A 16,768-nucleotide genomic window follows, 5' to 3' on the forward strand; every position below is an offset into this window, starting at 1 on the left:
TTTCCCAATAACGGTCCTTTTATCCTGTGCTATGATAAAAACAAGGGCGCCCCCCAGTAGAATATCAGGAGGGTAATTATGAAAAAAGGATTAGTTACAGTACTTTCGGCAGGTATATTATTTGGCTCAGCGTATCAAGCATCCGCATCCTACGAACCAGGTACAAAAGCTCAGAAATTAATGGTTGTAGAACAAAATCAAAGCGAGTCTCCGCAATTACTCGTTACCCAAGGATCTGAAAAAGCACCTGCCTTTATTTCTGGAAAAATATCTAAAAAAACGTATGTAACAAAAAAAGCTATTGTTACCTTCTTAAAAGAAAATAAGCATCTCTTTACATTTAATCCTGAGAAAAATTTAACGTTTGTAAAAGCAACCAAAGATCAATTAGGGATGACTCATTATGAATTCAATCAGTCAATCAGCGGAGTAGCTGTAGACAACGCTCGCCTCATTGTTCATACGGACAAAACTGGGAAAATAACGGCCATTAATGGTGATGTATTAACGAATTTACCTACAACAGCAAATACTAAAAAAACGCTTACAGAAGCAAGCGCAATCCAAAAGGCATGGAAACATCTTTCATTAAAACCAAGTAAAGTGGCTAAACCTCTAGCATTTAAAGGTGCCACGCCAAAAAGCTTAGGTGAAAAGGCACATGTAGTTATGGTGAAGGATGGTGCAACGTATAAAGTAGCCTATAAAGTGGAGCTACAATTTATTGATCCAAGTCCCGCTAACTGGCAAATTTATGTTGATGCAAAGAACGGAAACATTATTAGCAGTCATAATGCTATAAATGAGGACGGGCCTACTACTGGCTCTGGAAAAGGTGTTCTTGGCGATACAAAATCTCTAAATACGTATTTATACCAAGGCTCTTATTACTTATTAGATGCGACAAAGCCAATGGGCGGCGATAATGATATTGAAACGTACACTGCCAACAATACGCAAACCCTGCCTGGGAACTATGTAACCGATACTAACAACATTTTTGATTCAACTACTCAAGCTGCTGCCGTTGATGCTCATGCTTACGCAGGTAAAGTGTACGATTATTATAAAAATACATTTGGGCGTAACAGCTATGATAACAAAGGTGCTTCACTCATTTCGACCGTTCATGTTGGCACAAAGTGGAACAATGCAGTATGGAACGGACAACAAATGGTGTATGGAGATGGCGACGGTAAAGAATTTACATACCTCTCTGGTGCACTTGATGTAGTCGCTCATGAATTAACGCATGCTGTTACAGAATATACAGCGAACTTAACGTATAAAAACCAATCGGGTGCATTAAATGAATCCATGTCGGATATTTTTGGTTATTTCCTTGATCCTAGTGATTGGTGGATTGGGGAAGACGTATATACACCTGGTAAAGCAGGCGACGGGCTACGCAATATACAAAACCCTACACTTGCTGGACAGCCCGACAATATGAGTAAATATCTAAATACAACCGCAGATGATGGCGGCGTTCATACCAATAGCGGTATTCCAAATAAGGCAGCTTATTTAACAATAACTGCTGTCGGAAAAGCAAAAGCTGAACAAATTTATTATCGAGCTCTTAGTACGTATATGACTGCTTCTACGAATTTCAGCGGTGCTCGTGCAGCATTGCTTAGTGCTACTGCTGACCTATACGGTAATGGCGGAACCGAATATAATGCTGTTAAATCAGCATGGACAAGTGTTGGTGTAAACTAATACGTACGGCAATAGTGTCCCCTGACTCGCATGTATGCGCTGCAGGGGATTATTTATTTTCTTTAAAGGTATGCAGCGCATTTTTTGCTCGTTCATATAGTGCTGTTAGGTCTTGTTCTACTCTTACAATGCTTTTCTTTTTTTGAGCAATAAGCTTTAGTTGTTCTTCAATTGTTTCTGTTACTTTTTCTAATTTCTCTCTCTGCTGATCCGTCCCTTTAAATTGACGGTAATCGCTACGTTGCTCTTCTAATGTTTCACTCAGTTGAATAAATTCCTGTAGCTCAGTTAATGAAAATCCCATAACTTCTTTTGCGCTAACAATTTTATTTAACATTTCAACATGCGCTTGTGAATAGAGACGAATGCCACCTTCACTTCTAGGCGGGGAGGCTAAAAGGCCAATTTGTTCATAATAGCGAATCGTTCTTTTCGTCAGTCCACTCTGCTTTGCGACATCATCAATTTTTAAGCCTGTCAAACTACCCTCCTCCTTTCACTTTTTGATCCACTTCTTATCCAACGTATCATAACTTATTAAAAATAGAAAGTTTCTTAACGTTGACGTAAAGGTTAAGTTGTACTATACTTCGATACATAGCATTTTTGCATCGTTATTTCATGTTAACGAATACTATTTAGAAAAGGAGTTTTTGTTATGAGTGAACAACCATTAGATCTACAACCATCGTCTAATAAACAACCACTCGTTATTTGGGTTATTTTCTTTGCAACGATTATTTCCTTTATGGGCCTTGGTCTTGTCGATCCAATTTTACCTGCGATTGCTAAACAACTTCATGCGACACCTAGTCAGGTATCATTGTTATTTTCCAGCTATAATTTAATTACAGGAATCGCTATGCTTATTACCGGTGTAGTTTCTAGTCGAATAGGTGTTAAATGGACGTTGTTAACGGGTATTATTTTCATTATTATCTTTTCCGCGCTAGCCGGATCGTCCAACGCTATTTCTCAAATTGTAGCTTTTCGTGGTGGATGGGGACTTGGTAACTCACTATTCATTGCTACTGCCTTATCCGCCATTGTTGGGTTATCTGTTGGCGGTACAGCGAAAGCTATTATTCTTTATGAAGCTGCAATTGGCCTTGGTATTTCTGTCGGACCATTATTAGGAGGAGAACTCGGCTCCATTTCTTGGCGCGGTCCTTTCTTTGGGGTTAGTGTTCTCATGATTATTGCATTTTTGGCCTTGTTATTAAAAATGCCACAAGTAGCAAAACCAAAGGTAAAAAGCTCTGTGCTTGATCCGATTAAAGCTTTAAAATATCCAGGCCTTCTTATTCTCGGCATCACGGCCTTTTTGTATAATATTGGCTTCTTTACACTAATGGCTTATTCTCCCTTTGTAATGAATTTAGATGAACATGGCTTAGGATATGTTTTCTTAGGTTGGGGTCTTTGTTTAGCATTTACCTCTGTATTCGTCGCTCCAAAAGTACAAGCTCGTTTTGGAACGATTAAATCCATGTGTGCTATGTTGATTTTATTTGCTTTGTCTTTACTTGCAATGGGAATTTGGACACACTCAAGTACCGTTGTCATTGTTGCTGTTATTGTAGCAGGATTATTTCTTGGAACGAACAACACTCTCATAACTACTGCTGTTATGCAAGTAGCTCCTGTACAACGTTCAACAGCTTCTGCGGCCTATAGTTTTGTTCGCTTTATCGGTGGAGCCATTGGACCTTGGTTAGCTAATACGTTAGCTGAATCTGTTTCACCTCAAATTCCTTTTATTATGGGTGCTTTTTTCGTTCTCATTGCGATGTTAGTTGTTGCTTTTGGACGCAAAAAACTCGCTCACGTCGATCAAATTTCTCACTAATTGTTAGTGAAAGGATGATGAATCGTATGTATGAAAAAATGATTGTTGCTTTTGATGGTTCGGTTCCAGCAGCTCGTGCTTTGCAACATGCCATCCAGTTAGCTCAAACCGTACACGCTAAACTTGTTACCATTTTACATGTCAACCCTAACTTACCACTTGGTGAACCACTGTTGAATATAGACCTTGATTCACTTGTAGAGGAAGAGAATGAAGCATTACTCATGCCTGCTCTTCGCCAACTTGCGCATTCCGGCATTTCATACGAGAGTCACTCTCTCGATGGAGATCCAGCGGCTGTCATTACTACGTATGCAGATGAACATCGTGCAGATGTCATCTTAATGGGGAGTACCGGTAAGAGCATGATAAAAGAAGCGCTCTTAGGAAGTGTTAGTCATGAAGTTGCTCATACTGCTCATTGTCCAGTCATCATTGTTAAATAAAAAAAAGCACGCGTATAAACCAAATGGTTTATGCGCGTGTTTTTTTATTTAGGCCGTCCAACCCGGTTGATACGAATACAAAATATCGCCTCCACCGCCAGGCACAATAACACCTCGAAACGATTTTTTATCCTCTTGTTTCATTAAAATGTCTCGAAATAGAAAAAAATCTGCTTTTTTTACTACATATTCTTCAATCTTATTGTTTCGAAGTTCATCTAAAAGATCAAGTACCATTTGTTCTGTCACCATCACTGCTCCTTCCTTTAAAAAATCACTGATTTCAGTGAATCATAGGATCACGCCTTCGTCAATGCGAATCTCTGTACATAAACTCCCGAGGAAAAGAAAAACTAACGCTATGACGAAGTGAGAGGACGTTATATGTATGAAAAAAACACTAAAAATCTATCGAGATGATTGGCGAGAAATCGCCTCACTGCCTATAATGATTCTTTTACTAATTGGTCTAACCTTACTTCCTTCCGTATATGCATGGGTCAACATTCGAGCTATGTGGGATCCGTATGAAAATACATCTGGAATAAAAGTAGCCATCGTTAATGAAGATGTGGGAGCTACTATTAAAAATAAACACCTTAACATTGGGAAACAAACTGTCAACAAACTAAAGAAAAATCATAAGTTAGGTTGGACATTTGTCAATAGAGAACAAGCGAAAAAAGGCATTCGCAATGGGACATATTATGCTACGCTTCTTATTCCTCGAAATTTCTCAAAAAAAATTAGTAGCATTGCTTCAAATCATCCAGAAAAGCCAACTGTAACGTTCACAGTGAATGAAAAAATCAATGCTGTGACTCCAAAAATCACAAAATCAGGGGTTTCCACAGTCGTTAACCAAGTCAGTAATAGTTTTACGAAAGGAGTCGGTCAAGTCATCTTTTCAAAATTTAACGAAGCTGGCCTCATGCTACAGAGAAAGCTTCCTCTTATCCGTCAGTTTGAAGATAAGTTGTTTAAGCTGGAACAGTCGTTACCTGAAATTAAAAAAATTGGAACGAAAATTACGATAATTGACCAAAATTTTAACGACATACAAAAAAAGGTCCAAAATGTCTCGAAACTTAAAGCGCTTACTCCTAAATTAGATGAAGCAATTCCGTACTTAGTAAAAGTAAATGAACAGCTTCCTGTTCTAAAAGAAGGCATTGATTCTGCCTCTGATCTTAATAAACGTTTTACAACCGTCAAAAATGAGACTGACTCTCAATTAAACGATATATTAAAAAAGATGATTGCCAATATTGAAGAGGCAAAACAGCAAGCGAAAGACAAAGACCGAGATCAATTACAAGAAATTCAAACCTCATTAGAAGAACTACAAACGTCGCTTCAAAATCAATCACAGTCCATTACAGACCATTTACAACCCCTAAATGATCTTGTGACTTTTAACGAAAATCAGTGGCCTCACCTTGAGGATTCTGTCCAAAAAGCAGCGCTTTTTGCTCAAAATGATTGGCCGAGCGCTCAAGAAAAACTTTCAAAAGCGGAACGTTTTGTTCATGATGAGCTTCCTAAAGCTGGTCTGCTTCTTCATAAAGCAGCACTCGCGGTAAAAAACGATCTACCAGGGCTTGAAGCGGCCGTTACGTCTACAGCTAAAAAAATTCGAGATTTCGAAAAAAACTCAAGTGTTTCTCAAGTCATTACGGCACTGCGTAACGATGCCAAGCTTGAAAGTGACTTTCTAGCTTCGCCTCTTATATTAAAAGAAAAAAAATTATTTCCAGTTCCTAATTATGGATCAGCAATGACACCCTTTTACACGTTGTTAGCGCTATGGGTAGGAGGCATGTTACTTATTTCTTCTTTAAAAGTTGGAAGAGGCGAAATTGAGGATTCTCCTGGGGGGCTTCCATTTTATTACGGACGATTGTTAACGTTTTTAACGATCGGTTTCTTTCAAGGACTGGTCGTTTCCTTAGGTGATCTCTGGATTATTCATGCATACATTAGGCAGCCTTTAGCCTTCGTACTATTTTCCATCATGTTAAGCATCGTTTTTATGATTATTATCTATACATTTTCATCTTTTTTAGGAAACATCGGAAAAGGTTTAGCAGTCATCTTGCTCGTTTTACAATTTTCAAGCTCAGGTGGAACCTTTCCTGTAGCTGTTACCTCATCATTTTTTAAGCATCTAAATCCATTTATGCCATTTACCTATGGCGTTAGCTTATTGCGCGAAGCATCAGGTGGGATTATCACAGAAGTAGTTGTCTCAGATATTGTACACCTACTTCTGTTCCCGTTAATCTTCCTCTTACTTCCTTTACTATTTAAAAACATATTTCAGAAAAAACCTCGAAACAAAAAAAGAGCACGTATTTTTTTGTAAATTTAAAATTTTAGTGTTCAGTAGCGAGTGTCGTGAACAAGTTTTGTTTTATTTCTTCAATTTGTCGAATATGACGTTCCTCATGATAGGGAAGGAAATCAATCCATTGTTGCAGAGATAATAATCCAAAAGCAGGATGAGGATAGCTTCTCTGTAACAATTCTTCTTGTGGTGCATTGGCTATTACACTGAGCATATATTCTCTAGAACTCGCTAATTTTTCTTTTATAGCAGCCAACGTAAGATGACGTTTAGTAGGTACTAAAAAGCTCGGTGCCTCTACTTTATATGAACGATCGACGGCTTTTTCAATAGGCTTCTGATCTGCGCTTGTTTTTTGCTTACTTTTTAATCGATTAGCAACAATAATAGCAATAGACTGTTCCATTAAATACAGATGATGCATCGTTTGCATAATGGACCATGTATCTTTATGTTCTTGTTGATTCAATTGCTGCTGAGATAGCCCCTCAATTACTTCAAATAAGCGTTGACGTGTATTTTCCATGTAGGTCATATACCATTCTCCTTTATGTAGAAGTTAATATAATCTTGTTTGATACCCTTCTTGTAGATCACGTTCAATTCGTTCTTTCGTCATCTCTTCTAACCGAACATGATCAGCCATCATCGAAGGTATATGGGGCAAAGAGTCTTGCATTAACCACTCCTCCTGATCCCATAAATTACTACGAATGAGCGCCTTCGCACAATGGACATAGCATTCTTCCACTTTTACAACGATTCCAAAAGAGGGAACGCGACCATTCACCATACTGTGTTCTAACCATTTTGCATCTCGTGTAATGGCAGCTCTTCCATTAACTCTAAGCGTCTCTCCGAGTCCCGGAATCATAAATAATAAGCCTACATTCGGATTATCCAAAATATTTTCTAAAGAGTCTAAGCGCATATTCCCCGGTCGCTCTGGAATAAAAAGATGTTGTTCATCAATAACTGATACAAATCCAGGAGCATCTCCCCGTGGAGAGGCATCACAGTGACCAGATTGATTGGCTGTTGATAAAATGAGAAAAGGAGATTTGGCTATAAATTGACAACAATGTTCATCTATTACAGAAATCACCTTCCTCCTAGCACGAACACTCGGTGAACCAATTTCATCTCGCAATTGCGCCAAGCCATGGGTTCCCGAAATAATTTCCTTTACTGGCCATTCCATACACCATACACCTCTTCAGTAAATAAAACCCATTATATCATATGAATAGCCTGAATCCTTCGCGTCTTCCGGATTCAGGCTTTCTCAAATAATCATTTTCATAGCTCCTACTATATTAATTTGGGTTCAGGAATGTTAGCTCGTACTCCGGTTTTCTACTTTCATCAGGTTTTTTAGTTGTTCCTTCCGCTATAGCAACTTGTCGTTTTGGAATAGACTGAGATAGTTGCTTTGAATTTGGACTCCATTTCATGGTCCATCCCTCCTTTATTGTTTCTACTCTTTACCCGCTCGCACAAAAAGGTAAACAATTATTCCTAAAATTTATACTATCATACTATATGTTTACATTTTTCTAATGGTTCATTGTACATTTTCGTTACTTTGTCTTACACTAACGATGTATCCTAAAATAACGAGGTTCCTTTTGACAAGATGACAACTTTGCGCACAACGAACGAGAAAAGAAAGGAAGAATTGTAATGAAAATGAAAATCGGATCTAGCGTCGCTTTTGCTTTAAGTATGATGTTAATGGCAGGCTGCTCTGGAGACAAAGAACCAGCAAAAAAAGAAACATCTTCTGAGCACAAACAAGATGGAAAAACAAAAGAAGAAAAACAACCGTCTGGGGGCTCTAAAGGGGGGGTCATGCAAGATCCTGAATCAGCTACTCCGCATAAAAAAAATGATCCAAGTGAACCTCCACAAAACAATAAGAAACCAAAAGGAAGTCCAGTAGTCGTCAGTAATCCTGAAAGTATTCCTGTGCTTGTTAACAAACAATCGAAGCTTCCAGAAAACTACACACCAAAAGATCTGATTTATCCAAACGTGCCGTTTATTTTTGCTGAAAAGATTGAAAAACGAAAAATGCGTAAACCAGCAGCGCAAGCATTAGAAAAGCTTTTCGCAGCTGCAGAAAAAAATGGTGTGCCTTTAAGCGGCGTATCAGCTTATCGTTCACATGCGATCCAAACAGCTGTATTTAATAATTATGTAAAAAAAGACGGCTATCAAAAAGCACGTACGTACAGTGCCTTACCAGGAACAAGTGAGCATGAAACCGGCTTGTCCATTGATGTTACGAGTCGTGATGGAAAATGTCCAGCTCAAGACTGTTTTGATGAAACAAAACAAGCAAAATGGTTAGCTAAACATGCTAGCGAATATGGCTTTATTATTCGTTATCCAAAAGGTAAAGATAACGTAACGGGCTATAAATATGAACCGTGGCATATTCGTTTTGTTGGTAAAGACATTGCCGTAAAAATTGCCGAAAGTAATGGAACGTTAGAAGAGTACTTAAACGCTGTTCCCGTTGCCAAATAAATATGGACAAAAAAACGACCTGTCTTTACTCGACAGGCCGTTTTTTTCATTAAAATTGATTCCAAACAATCGCTTCTTGAATTGGAAAACGAGCTGTGCCATGTGCCGGCTTTGCAGCTTTTCCAACTGAAATTAACATAACTGGCAAGTAACGAGAAGGAATGTTAAATGTAGAAACGAGTGTCTCCGCATTAAAGCCTCCCATAGCACACGTATCTAGACCCTTCGCTTTAGCTGCTAACATGAGTTGCATAGCCGCAAGAGAACCATTACGAATCGCTTCATCTCTAGCCATCTCCGGACGACTCGCATAAGCACTCTTAATTTGTGCTACTAGCGTTGTTTTTACCTCGTCCGTCATAAATCCATTATCAACAGCTTCTTGATAAACACGATCTGCATTTGTATCTGCTTCTAAATCGCCTAATATAGCAATAACTGCCGACGCTTCTACGACTTGCTCTTGATTATATGCAATCGGTAATAATTGTTCTTTTACTTGTTGATCATGAAACACAAGAAACTTCCAATGCTGTAAGTTCCAAGAAGAAGGTGCTTTAGCTGCATCCTCTAATAAGGCTGTAATTTCTTCTGCTGCCAATGAGAAAGAAGCATCATACTTTCTAACTGAGTGACGTTCATTCATTACGGTATCAAATGTATTTGATTTCATTTTCTGTTTTCCCTCCTGTTATCGATCCTAGTGCAAAAAAACACATAAAAACACTCGTAGCATACTGTTTACTTCTTTGTCTTGTCAATTATTTTGCACTATCCACCCTTTTTATAGCGGATGGAAAAAGGTCCACATGATTACTCACATGTGGACCTTACTAGTAGACAGATTATTTTCCCGTGTCCGCTTCAACTGGCGCATCATGATCGCTATCAATAATTGCTTTTGGCAAACCTGAATATTTTGCCCAAAAATAAATGAGCAATGAAACGATCGCTATGATGACTAAATCTAATGGGTTAGAGATGTATTCTCTTCCGCCACTAAAAGAGCCTGCAAACGAAATAATCAACATGATAATATAGTACACAACAAGCCAAAGAGAAGATTTAATTTGTTGCTTAAGTGAGACGTCTTTTTTCGGTACGTACTTCGAAAAGAGTAAATAAATAACGAACATTAACAGTTGTGATCCAATTAACCACGATATCGTTTTCCAACCTGACCAATAGACGATAAATGAAGCAAAGATAAAGGATAATGGAGCAATAATACTCATACCTTTTAAGGTAAATGGCTTTTTAAGGTCTTTTGCATTCACTCTAAAAGCAGCCGACGAAATAGGGGCAATCGCATAGGATAAGATTAAAGCAACAGAACAAACATTAACAAGTGCATTCCAAGATGGGAATGGCAGCGTCCAAAAGATTGAAAGGCCAAACGACAACCAAAGCGATGGACGTGGAATCCCTGTTTTCTTATTAACCTTTGAGAACACATTAAATAAGGTTCCTGTTCGACTCCATGCATAAACCAATCGGGATGTTGTATTCATAAAGATATTTCCGTTACCTCCCGGGGAAATAATTGCATCTAGTACAACAAGCGTTGCTAACCAACCCAGGCCAAGCGCAACAGAAATGTCTTTAAATGGAAGAGGGAATTTTTCTTGAATGCTCTCCCATCCTCCAGCAGTAATCATATCTGTTGGGATGCTTCCGATAAATAACACTTGTAATAACGTGTAAATTATGGCGGCAAGCACAATACAAACAATTAACGCAATTGGAATATTACGCTGGGGATTTTTCACTTCTCCAGCTACAGAGACAATTGGGTGTAATCCTAAATAAGCAAACATAACACCACCTGTTGAAATGGCTGCTTGTACACCATTAAAACCAAATGGAGCAAATCCTTGTACGGTAAAATTTGTGGATTTAAAATGAAAGGCTAAAACAATTATAATCGTGATCGGTACAATGTACTTAAAGAACGAAATGATGAAATTTGATTTAGCAAATGTTTTTACACTCCAATAATTTAATAAGAAGAATAAACTAAGTAAGGCAAACTGTAAAAGCCAACCTGCAATTGTTGGTGAATCCGAGCCTGCTTTCGTCAGTCCCGGTATCCAGTACGCGACATATTGACGCACTGCCGTTACCTCAATTGAAATTAAGCTTGTGTACGCCACAATCGTAATAAATGAGATTAAATAACCGACCAAAGGGCCGTGAGAATATACTGGATATCTTAAGATTCCACCTGTTCTTGGTAAAGCAGCTCCAAGCTCTGCGTATACTAGCCCGATCAATAAGATTATGACCCCACCAATAAACCAGGAAATGCTTCCTAACGGTCCTGCTTTAGACGCAACATTACTTACAGAAAACAGCCAAGCTGATCCGAAGATGGCTCCTAGTCCAATTAAGATAAGATCTGTTAAAGATATCGATTTTTTAAATGGTCCTTTGTCTGACATGACTTCCTCCTTGAGTAATTACTATTCTTTTTCCGGCCTCCCTTACTATTTTTCGATAAGTTGAAACAAATATACATTGGCTATACCCGATTACTATAGATATAAAACCTTTTTAATGCTTCAACTTATTTTTATAAAAAAAAGAGCATACGGAAAACATACCGTCGCTCATTGTTTATAGTTGTAACATGAATAAATCGTATGTTCAAGGGAAAGGGCATGCGTACTTCTTACAAGTAAACGCATACAATCCCTAGTGATCAGGCTTGAAAATATAATCTCCCATTCGTAAACGAATATTGTATATGAGTGCTGCGGCTAATAAATTAGTTATAAGTGCACTGCCTCCATAACTAATAAATGGTAAAGGTATTCCTGTAATTGGAACAACGCCGATCGTCATCCCAATATTTTCAAATATGTGAATGCTGAACAAGGCAATAACCCCTGCGCAAAGAAAAGATTCAAATGGTTCAATCACCTTTAAAGCCGTGCTTGTAATTTTATAAATCAATAAGAAAAAGAGCGTAATGAGCACACTTGAACCGATAAAACCGAATTGTTCAGCGAATATAGGAAAAATAAAATCGGAGTGTGCCTCGGCAATATAAACATCCCCTTGTTGTAGTCCTTTTCCAGAAAACTCTCCGGAACCGACAGCAATTAAAGAACTGACTAAATTGTAGCCTTCGCCATTTCTATAACCGTAAGGATCTAACCATGCATAAATCCGTCCCAATTGATATTCCTTTAATAAATGAGCATGAAAGAAAGCAGGAAATTGAAAATAAGTAAAAACGAATGATCCTACGAATAAAACTCCCATTGCTAACATACCACTTATAATTTTCCAATGAACACCGGCAACGAGCATCATTACAAACGTAATGCCTATCATTACAAGAGCAGTTCCAAGATCAGGTTGCATAAGTACTAGTAGTATTGGAATTCCGCTTGTAAGTAATAACTTTCCTACTAATAACCAACTCTCTTTGAGAGAACTCTCTTGGTATTTTTCTAAGTGACGACTCGCAACAACACTTAAAAAAACAATGAGAATTAATTTCATAAATTCTGATGGTTGTATAGAACCAAAACCAGGAACAATCAACCAGCTTTGAGCACCATTGCGAATAGGTGCGAATGAAACATCGGGTAATAAAACTAACATAAGAAGAACAGCATTACCAAATAAATAAAAGTAAAGAGAAAGGCGACGAATTTGTTGAAAATCTAAAAGAAGGAGAAGAATGCTTATAGCGATCCCAAAAACGTACCAAAAAGCCTGTTTAGCAGCAAAATTTTCTACATATTGGGCGGTTTCTTGAGCTGCATAAATAGAAACAATACTGCAACAAGCAAGCAGTAGTAATATAAGTAGGTATCCGCGATCCCATTGACCTTCTCTTACTTTCATAGCAACCACCACCTTCCATGTTCCCTTTCATTATTACCATTACCATGTAAAATAACATGGCTGCCTTCCTATCATTAGCAATCATTATTCTCGATATTTTATGTTCATTTTTTATCTTTTATCTCTCTTTAAATAGAATCAAAAAAACAAACCCTCTTCTAAAAGGGTTTGTTTTTTAATACACGTTAGTTTACAAGTTCCGATTCATCTGGCTTTTTCACATGGTCTGGTGCTTGAGCAGGAGGTAAATCATCATCATCTGGTTCATCTCTGCCTGGTCCGTCATCATCTCCCGGTTCTGGTGGATGAACGGGAGGTTTCGGTGGCTTTGGTGGTTCTTCCGGTGGTTTTGGTGGCTTCGGCGGCTTCGGTGGATCAGGATGTTCATGAGGTTTTTCTGGTGGCTTTGGTGGCTCGGATTGTGGAGGTTTTGGTAAATCTGGTTTTTCTCCATGATCTTTTCGCGCTTCTTTTTTATCTTTTTTTTCCTCATCATCCTTTTCGTTCGTTTGTGGGTCTTCTTCAACTACCTTTTTCTTTTCATCATTTGTTTCTGTCTTGCTTGATTTTTTTGGATGAGCTGTAGATGCTTCATATGCGTGTGCAACCCAACTTTTTTCTTCATCTGATAAGCCATCTGTTGATACGACTTCTTTAAGTAAAACGGGATCTCGTTTTCCATTTACTAAATTATTTGTGGAAATGGTAACGTTCGATAGGGTGGCCATCGTCGTTTTATTGTGCTGTTCATAAAAATAGCCGCCAACAATTATCATTCCTGCTCCTACAACAGCAAGAGGTAAGGCGTACTTTCGTCTATTCAATGTTTCCCACCTACTTTGTCTCTCATATGTCTCTCGTAAATAAATACCGCAATAGTTTTCATTATAAACGAATTTGTTATGACTGAAAGGGGAAAATTATCTATAAATCAAAAAAAGTAGTAAGTCATGATCGTAACGACCATGAAAGCTTACTACTTTTTCTTATCCTTATTCTTCTTCTTGAATACCCATTAAAATTTTCCCCAGAGATGTATGAAGCATTTTCAATTCTTCTTTATCAATATGGATGGTTTCGATGAGTTCTTGTGGAATACATGCAGCTTTTTCTTGCAATTTTTTGCCTTCTTCTGTTAAAGATACCATTACGCTTCGCTCGTCTTGTTGCGACCGATTTCGATGAATTAAACCATTTGTCTCCATTCTTTTCAACATAGGCGTTAACGTTCCTGAATCTAAATAGAGCTTTTCTCCTAGTGCTTTTACAGTAAGTAATTCTTGTTCCCATAATACAAGTAAAACAAGATACTGAGGATACGTAACATTTAAGTCTTCTAACAACGAGCGGTACATTTTAGTAATTTCTCTTGCAGCAGCATACACTTTGAAACAAATTTGATTTTCTAATTTTAAAGCATCGTTATTCATCGTATTCCCCTTTTTTTTACTTTTTCTATTACTATATGTCATCTTATTAATACCGTCAAATTAAATACTAAAAAATTAAATTGTTGACAATCTAATTGCGGATGCGTTATTATGATTTCAAGAAATTAAATTTTGCACAATACAATTTTAGGAGGATGTTTTAATATGATTACACCACTTTTTACAACGAAAGCAATTGCAGATGGCGGACGCCAAGGGAAAGTAAAATCTGAAAATGGTACGATTGATTTTTCATTATCTATGCCAAAAGCGCTTGGCGGAAAAGAGGAAGCAGGTTCAACGAATCCAGAACAATTGTTTGCTGCTGGCTACGCTGCTTGCTTCGATAGCGCATTAAATATGGTTGCACGCCAAGCACGTAAAAGAATTCAGTCAAGCGTCGCTGCCGAAATTACAATTGGAAAAGATGAAGATGGTGGATTTGGTTTAGCTGCTGCTCTTTATGCTACTGTTACAGGCGTATCACAGGAAGAAGCTGAAATGCTTGTAGAACAAGCACATCAAGCTTGTCCTTATTCAAAAGCAACACGCGGAAATATGGATGTAACCCTTCATGTAACAACAACAAACGAATAACTTCTCTAGATCAAGAGGCTGCGACATAAACAGCCTTAACACATAAAAAAATGGCTTCAGCATCGGATTTCGATGCTGAAGCCATTTTTTTATGTTCCTTGTTATTTTCATTTTCGTTTGCTTGCGTTCAAGTTTCATAAGAGCACTCGGTCCGCACGCAAACAAGACAAATCCCCCTCTGAGCAAGAGCAGGAAATCAAAATGAGAGCAAATTAAGCGCTAAGCTTGGGATGCGCCACAAAACAGAGGAAATATTGTATCCCAAGCCCTTTTTGTTGGGAGCAGACTACGATTAATAACTCATTAATACGGGAATATTGCTATGGAATCGAAATCCTTAGGAGGTATTGTTATGGATATTCAAACCTTTTTATTCGAAGATGATGGTTTCATTCCTAATAACCCTACATTACCAGTATTACTTTATCGCCAAGCCGTTCAAGAACCTATAAGTGTAGAAAGAATTTTCAATCAAAATTTATGGCTAAATAGTTGGACAAATGGTATATTTTCTTATCATCATTATCATAGTACAACGCATGAGGTGCTTGGCGTTAAGGAAGGATTTGCAACTGTTAAAATTGGTGGGAAACAAGGAGAAGAGCTACAAGTTCATGCAGGTGACATTATTGTCTTACCTGCTGGTACAGGTCATATGAATGTTGATTCTTCAGCTGATTTTACTGTTGTTGGCGCCTATCCTAATGGCATGAGTTATGACGTACAAAGAGGCATTGATGGAGAACGCCCTGACGTATTAGTAGCCATAAAAAATGTGCCTATTCCTATCACAGATCCACTGTATGGAGAAGGTGGTCCGCTCACAAAATATTGGAAAGACTAACGGAGAGCGCACTGCTTCTCCGTTAGTTATTTTCCCCGTAACGCAATGAATAGTGCAATGACACCACCTCCGATTGTATCAGCGATAAGGTCTGTCATTGTATCATCGTTTCCACCACCCTGGAGGTGCATACCGAAGAGATGATCCATGCTAAACTCATATACTTCCCATAGTACACCACCAAAAACAGCAAATCCCCAGACAAAAAGTAATATCAACCATACGGAAAGAGGCGAAGAAGCTTCTTTGCCAAGAAGTCTTTCATACAAGGCTACGGCAACAAACGCTAATAAAATTCCACTAAAAAAATGAATGCACGTATCCCACCAACCTAAAGAATAAAAATGTGCCAGAGAGCCCAAAAGTTGCGAGCCTACTAAGAACAGCACATAAGACAAGATCATTGGAGCATTAAAAAATCGCTTTGTTAATCTATTAAGCACGATCGGCATAAGTCCACACACAATACCACCAATTGCAACCTGATAGCTATGAACGTTACCCTTTTCATAAAAATATACCAAGCATAGTACCATGATGACGGTATACAGACCACATAAAAACAGCACACCATTCTTTTTCATAGTCACTCTCCTTTAGCCATTATTATTGCTTGGAAGTGAAAAAATATGAAAAAGATACTCTAGCATCATTACTTATTTCGGTATGGTTCTGTTAGAACAAGCGTAAATGAAATGAGGACAGTAATGAGCAACGCTTCTGTTACATCATTTATTCCTTTATTTAATAGTAGATATTGATCGAGTTGAAAGGAAAGACCTACCGGAACACCAATAAAAATAAAAACTGTCCCAAATAAAACATTTTTCCAGTGAAATAAGGCTGTTTGATGTGCCCAATCTAATAGAGGGAGCGCCGTTGTCCACAAAATAGACATAAGGAGAGCAAAGTTAATCCATGTTAACGTAAATGAGCGCGGCGTTAAACCAATTAAAAATTCATTCTCAACAAGTGCTAAATGCTGATACACGATTACCGTTTCATATAAACCAAAAGCTAAAAAAAGCGACAACAATAGAAAAGAAAGTTCAAGTCCAGGATACCTTTTGACTACATTCTTTATAGCATTCATTTTTCAAGCCCCCTACTAGAAGTAAACTTTCATTTTCATTTATCATACAA

General features: G+C 38.0%; 19 protein-coding genes. 7 read left to right on the top strand and 12 right to left on the bottom strand.

What is annotated here, in order from left to right:
* The first annotated feature begins 78 nt into the window (after positions 1-78).
* Entirely contained in the window at positions 79-1,722 is a 1,644-nt protein-coding gene (locus A374_RS07485) for a M4 family metallopeptidase (protein ID WP_007201598.1), read from the top strand.
* Positions 1,723-1,771: 49 nt separating this feature from the next.
* On the opposite strand, the gene A374_RS07490 is transcribed toward A374_RS07485, so the two are convergent.
* Positions 1,772-2,203 (bottom strand): MerR family transcriptional regulator, encoded by a 432-nt coding sequence (locus A374_RS07490; protein ID WP_007201599.1) that lies wholly within the window; start codon positions 2,201-2,203, stop codon positions 1,772-1,774.
* 177 nt (positions 2,204-2,380) lie between these two features.
* Here A374_RS07490 and A374_RS07495 point away from each other — a divergent pair, with 177 nt between their 5' ends.
* Entirely contained in the window at positions 2,381-3,571 is a 1,191-nt protein-coding gene (locus A374_RS07495) for an MFS transporter (protein ID WP_007201600.1), read from the top strand.
* Between the two features lie 26 nt (positions 3,572-3,597).
* Positions 3,598-4,017, top strand: a complete 420-nt coding sequence (locus A374_RS07500) for a universal stress protein (protein WP_007201601.1) — start codon at positions 3,598-3,600, stop codon at positions 4,015-4,017.
* Positions 4,018-4,065: 48 nt separating this feature from the next.
* Here the strand turns inward: A374_RS07500 and A374_RS07505 are convergent, their stop codons facing one another.
* Complete coding sequence (locus A374_RS07505) at positions 4,066-4,269, bottom strand: hypothetical protein (RefSeq protein ID WP_007201602.1); 204 nt, start codon at positions 4,267-4,269, stop codon at positions 4,066-4,068.
* A gap of 136 nt (positions 4,270-4,405) precedes the next feature.
* On the opposite strand from A374_RS07505, the gene A374_RS07510 reads away from it, so the two are divergent.
* Positions 4,406-6,382 carry a YhgE/Pip domain-containing protein gene (locus A374_RS07510; protein ID WP_007201603.1) on the top strand — a complete coding sequence of 659 codons (1,977 nt, stop codon included), beginning with the start codon at positions 4,406-4,408 and terminating at the stop codon, positions 6,380-6,382.
* 10 nt (positions 6,383-6,392) lie between these two features.
* Here the strand turns inward: A374_RS07510 and A374_RS07515 are convergent, their stop codons facing one another.
* From A374_RS07515 to A374_RS20545, 3 genes are all read right to left on the bottom strand, one after another.
* The gene (locus A374_RS07515; RefSeq protein ID WP_007201604.1) at positions 6,393-6,899 is read right to left on the bottom strand and encodes a DinB family protein; all 507 of its coding nucleotides are present in this window, start codon (positions 6,897-6,899) and stop codon (positions 6,393-6,395) included.
* Between the two features lie 24 nt (positions 6,900-6,923).
* Positions 6,924-7,565, bottom strand: a complete 642-nt coding sequence (locus A374_RS07520) for a pyridoxamine 5'-phosphate oxidase family protein (protein ID WP_007201605.1) — start codon at positions 7,563-7,565, stop codon at positions 6,924-6,926.
* 115 nt (positions 7,566-7,680) lie between these two features.
* Positions 7,681-7,818, bottom strand: a complete 138-nt coding sequence (locus tag A374_RS20545; RefSeq protein ID WP_156793170.1) for a hypothetical protein — start codon at positions 7,816-7,818, stop codon at positions 7,681-7,683.
* 229 nt (positions 7,819-8,047) lie between these two features.
* Here A374_RS20545 and A374_RS07525 point away from each other — a divergent pair, with 229 nt between their 5' ends.
* Complete coding sequence (locus A374_RS07525) at positions 8,048-8,896, top strand: M15 family metallopeptidase (protein WP_007201606.1); 849 nt, start codon at positions 8,048-8,050, stop codon at positions 8,894-8,896.
* Between the two features lie 49 nt (positions 8,897-8,945).
* Here the strand turns inward: A374_RS07525 and A374_RS07530 are convergent, their stop codons facing one another.
* The 5 genes from A374_RS07530 to A374_RS07550 form a co-directional block, all read right to left on the bottom strand.
* Positions 8,946-9,569, bottom strand: coding sequence for a nitroreductase family protein (locus tag A374_RS07530; RefSeq protein ID WP_007201607.1), 624 nt, complete (start codon positions 9,567-9,569; stop codon positions 8,946-8,948).
* 172 nt (positions 9,570-9,741) lie between these two features.
* Positions 9,742-11,337, bottom strand: coding sequence for an APC family permease (locus A374_RS07535; RefSeq protein ID WP_007201608.1), 1,596 nt, complete (start codon positions 11,335-11,337; stop codon positions 9,742-9,744).
* A 253-nt stretch (positions 11,338-11,590) separates the two neighbouring features.
* On the bottom strand, positions 11,591-12,754 hold the full coding sequence (locus A374_RS07540; RefSeq protein ID WP_007201609.1) for an FtsW/RodA/SpoVE family cell cycle protein: 1,164 nt from the start codon (positions 12,752-12,754) through the stop codon (positions 11,591-11,593).
* A 185-nt stretch (positions 12,755-12,939) separates the two neighbouring features.
* Entirely contained in the window at positions 12,940-13,578 is a 639-nt protein-coding gene (locus A374_RS21280; protein WP_007201610.1) for a hypothetical protein, read from the bottom strand.
* A 168-nt stretch (positions 13,579-13,746) separates the two neighbouring features.
* Positions 13,747-14,184, bottom strand: coding sequence for a MarR family winged helix-turn-helix transcriptional regulator (locus tag A374_RS07550; protein ID WP_007201611.1), 438 nt, complete (start codon positions 14,182-14,184; stop codon positions 13,747-13,749).
* Between the two features lie 165 nt (positions 14,185-14,349).
* Between A374_RS07550 and A374_RS07555 the strand changes: the two genes are divergently transcribed.
* Together A374_RS07555 and A374_RS07560 are read left to right on the top strand one after the other, a co-directional pair.
* Complete coding sequence (locus A374_RS07555; RefSeq protein WP_007201612.1) at positions 14,350-14,781, top strand: organic hydroperoxide resistance protein; 432 nt, start codon at positions 14,350-14,352, stop codon at positions 14,779-14,781.
* A 352-nt stretch (positions 14,782-15,133) separates the two neighbouring features.
* The gene (locus A374_RS07560; protein ID WP_007201613.1) at positions 15,134-15,625 is read left to right on the top strand and encodes a cupin domain-containing protein; all 492 of its coding nucleotides are present in this window, start codon (positions 15,134-15,136) and stop codon (positions 15,623-15,625) included.
* Between the two features lie 26 nt (positions 15,626-15,651).
* On the opposite strand, the gene A374_RS07565 is transcribed toward A374_RS07560, so the two are convergent.
* The gene (locus A374_RS07565; protein ID WP_007201614.1) at positions 15,652-16,209 is read right to left on the bottom strand and encodes a DUF2238 domain-containing protein; all 558 of its coding nucleotides are present in this window, start codon (positions 16,207-16,209) and stop codon (positions 15,652-15,654) included.
* 68 nt (positions 16,210-16,277) lie between these two features.
* A complete protein-coding gene (locus A374_RS07570) occupies positions 16,278-16,718 on the bottom strand; it encodes a hypothetical protein (protein WP_007201615.1) in 441 nt (146 codons plus the stop codon).
* Between the last annotated feature and the right edge of the window lie 50 nt (positions 16,719-16,768).

Source organism: Fictibacillus macauensis ZFHKF-1 (assembly GCF_000269865.1).
GTDB lineage: Bacteria > Bacillota > Bacilli > Bacillales > Fictibacillaceae > Fictibacillus_C > Fictibacillus_C macauensis.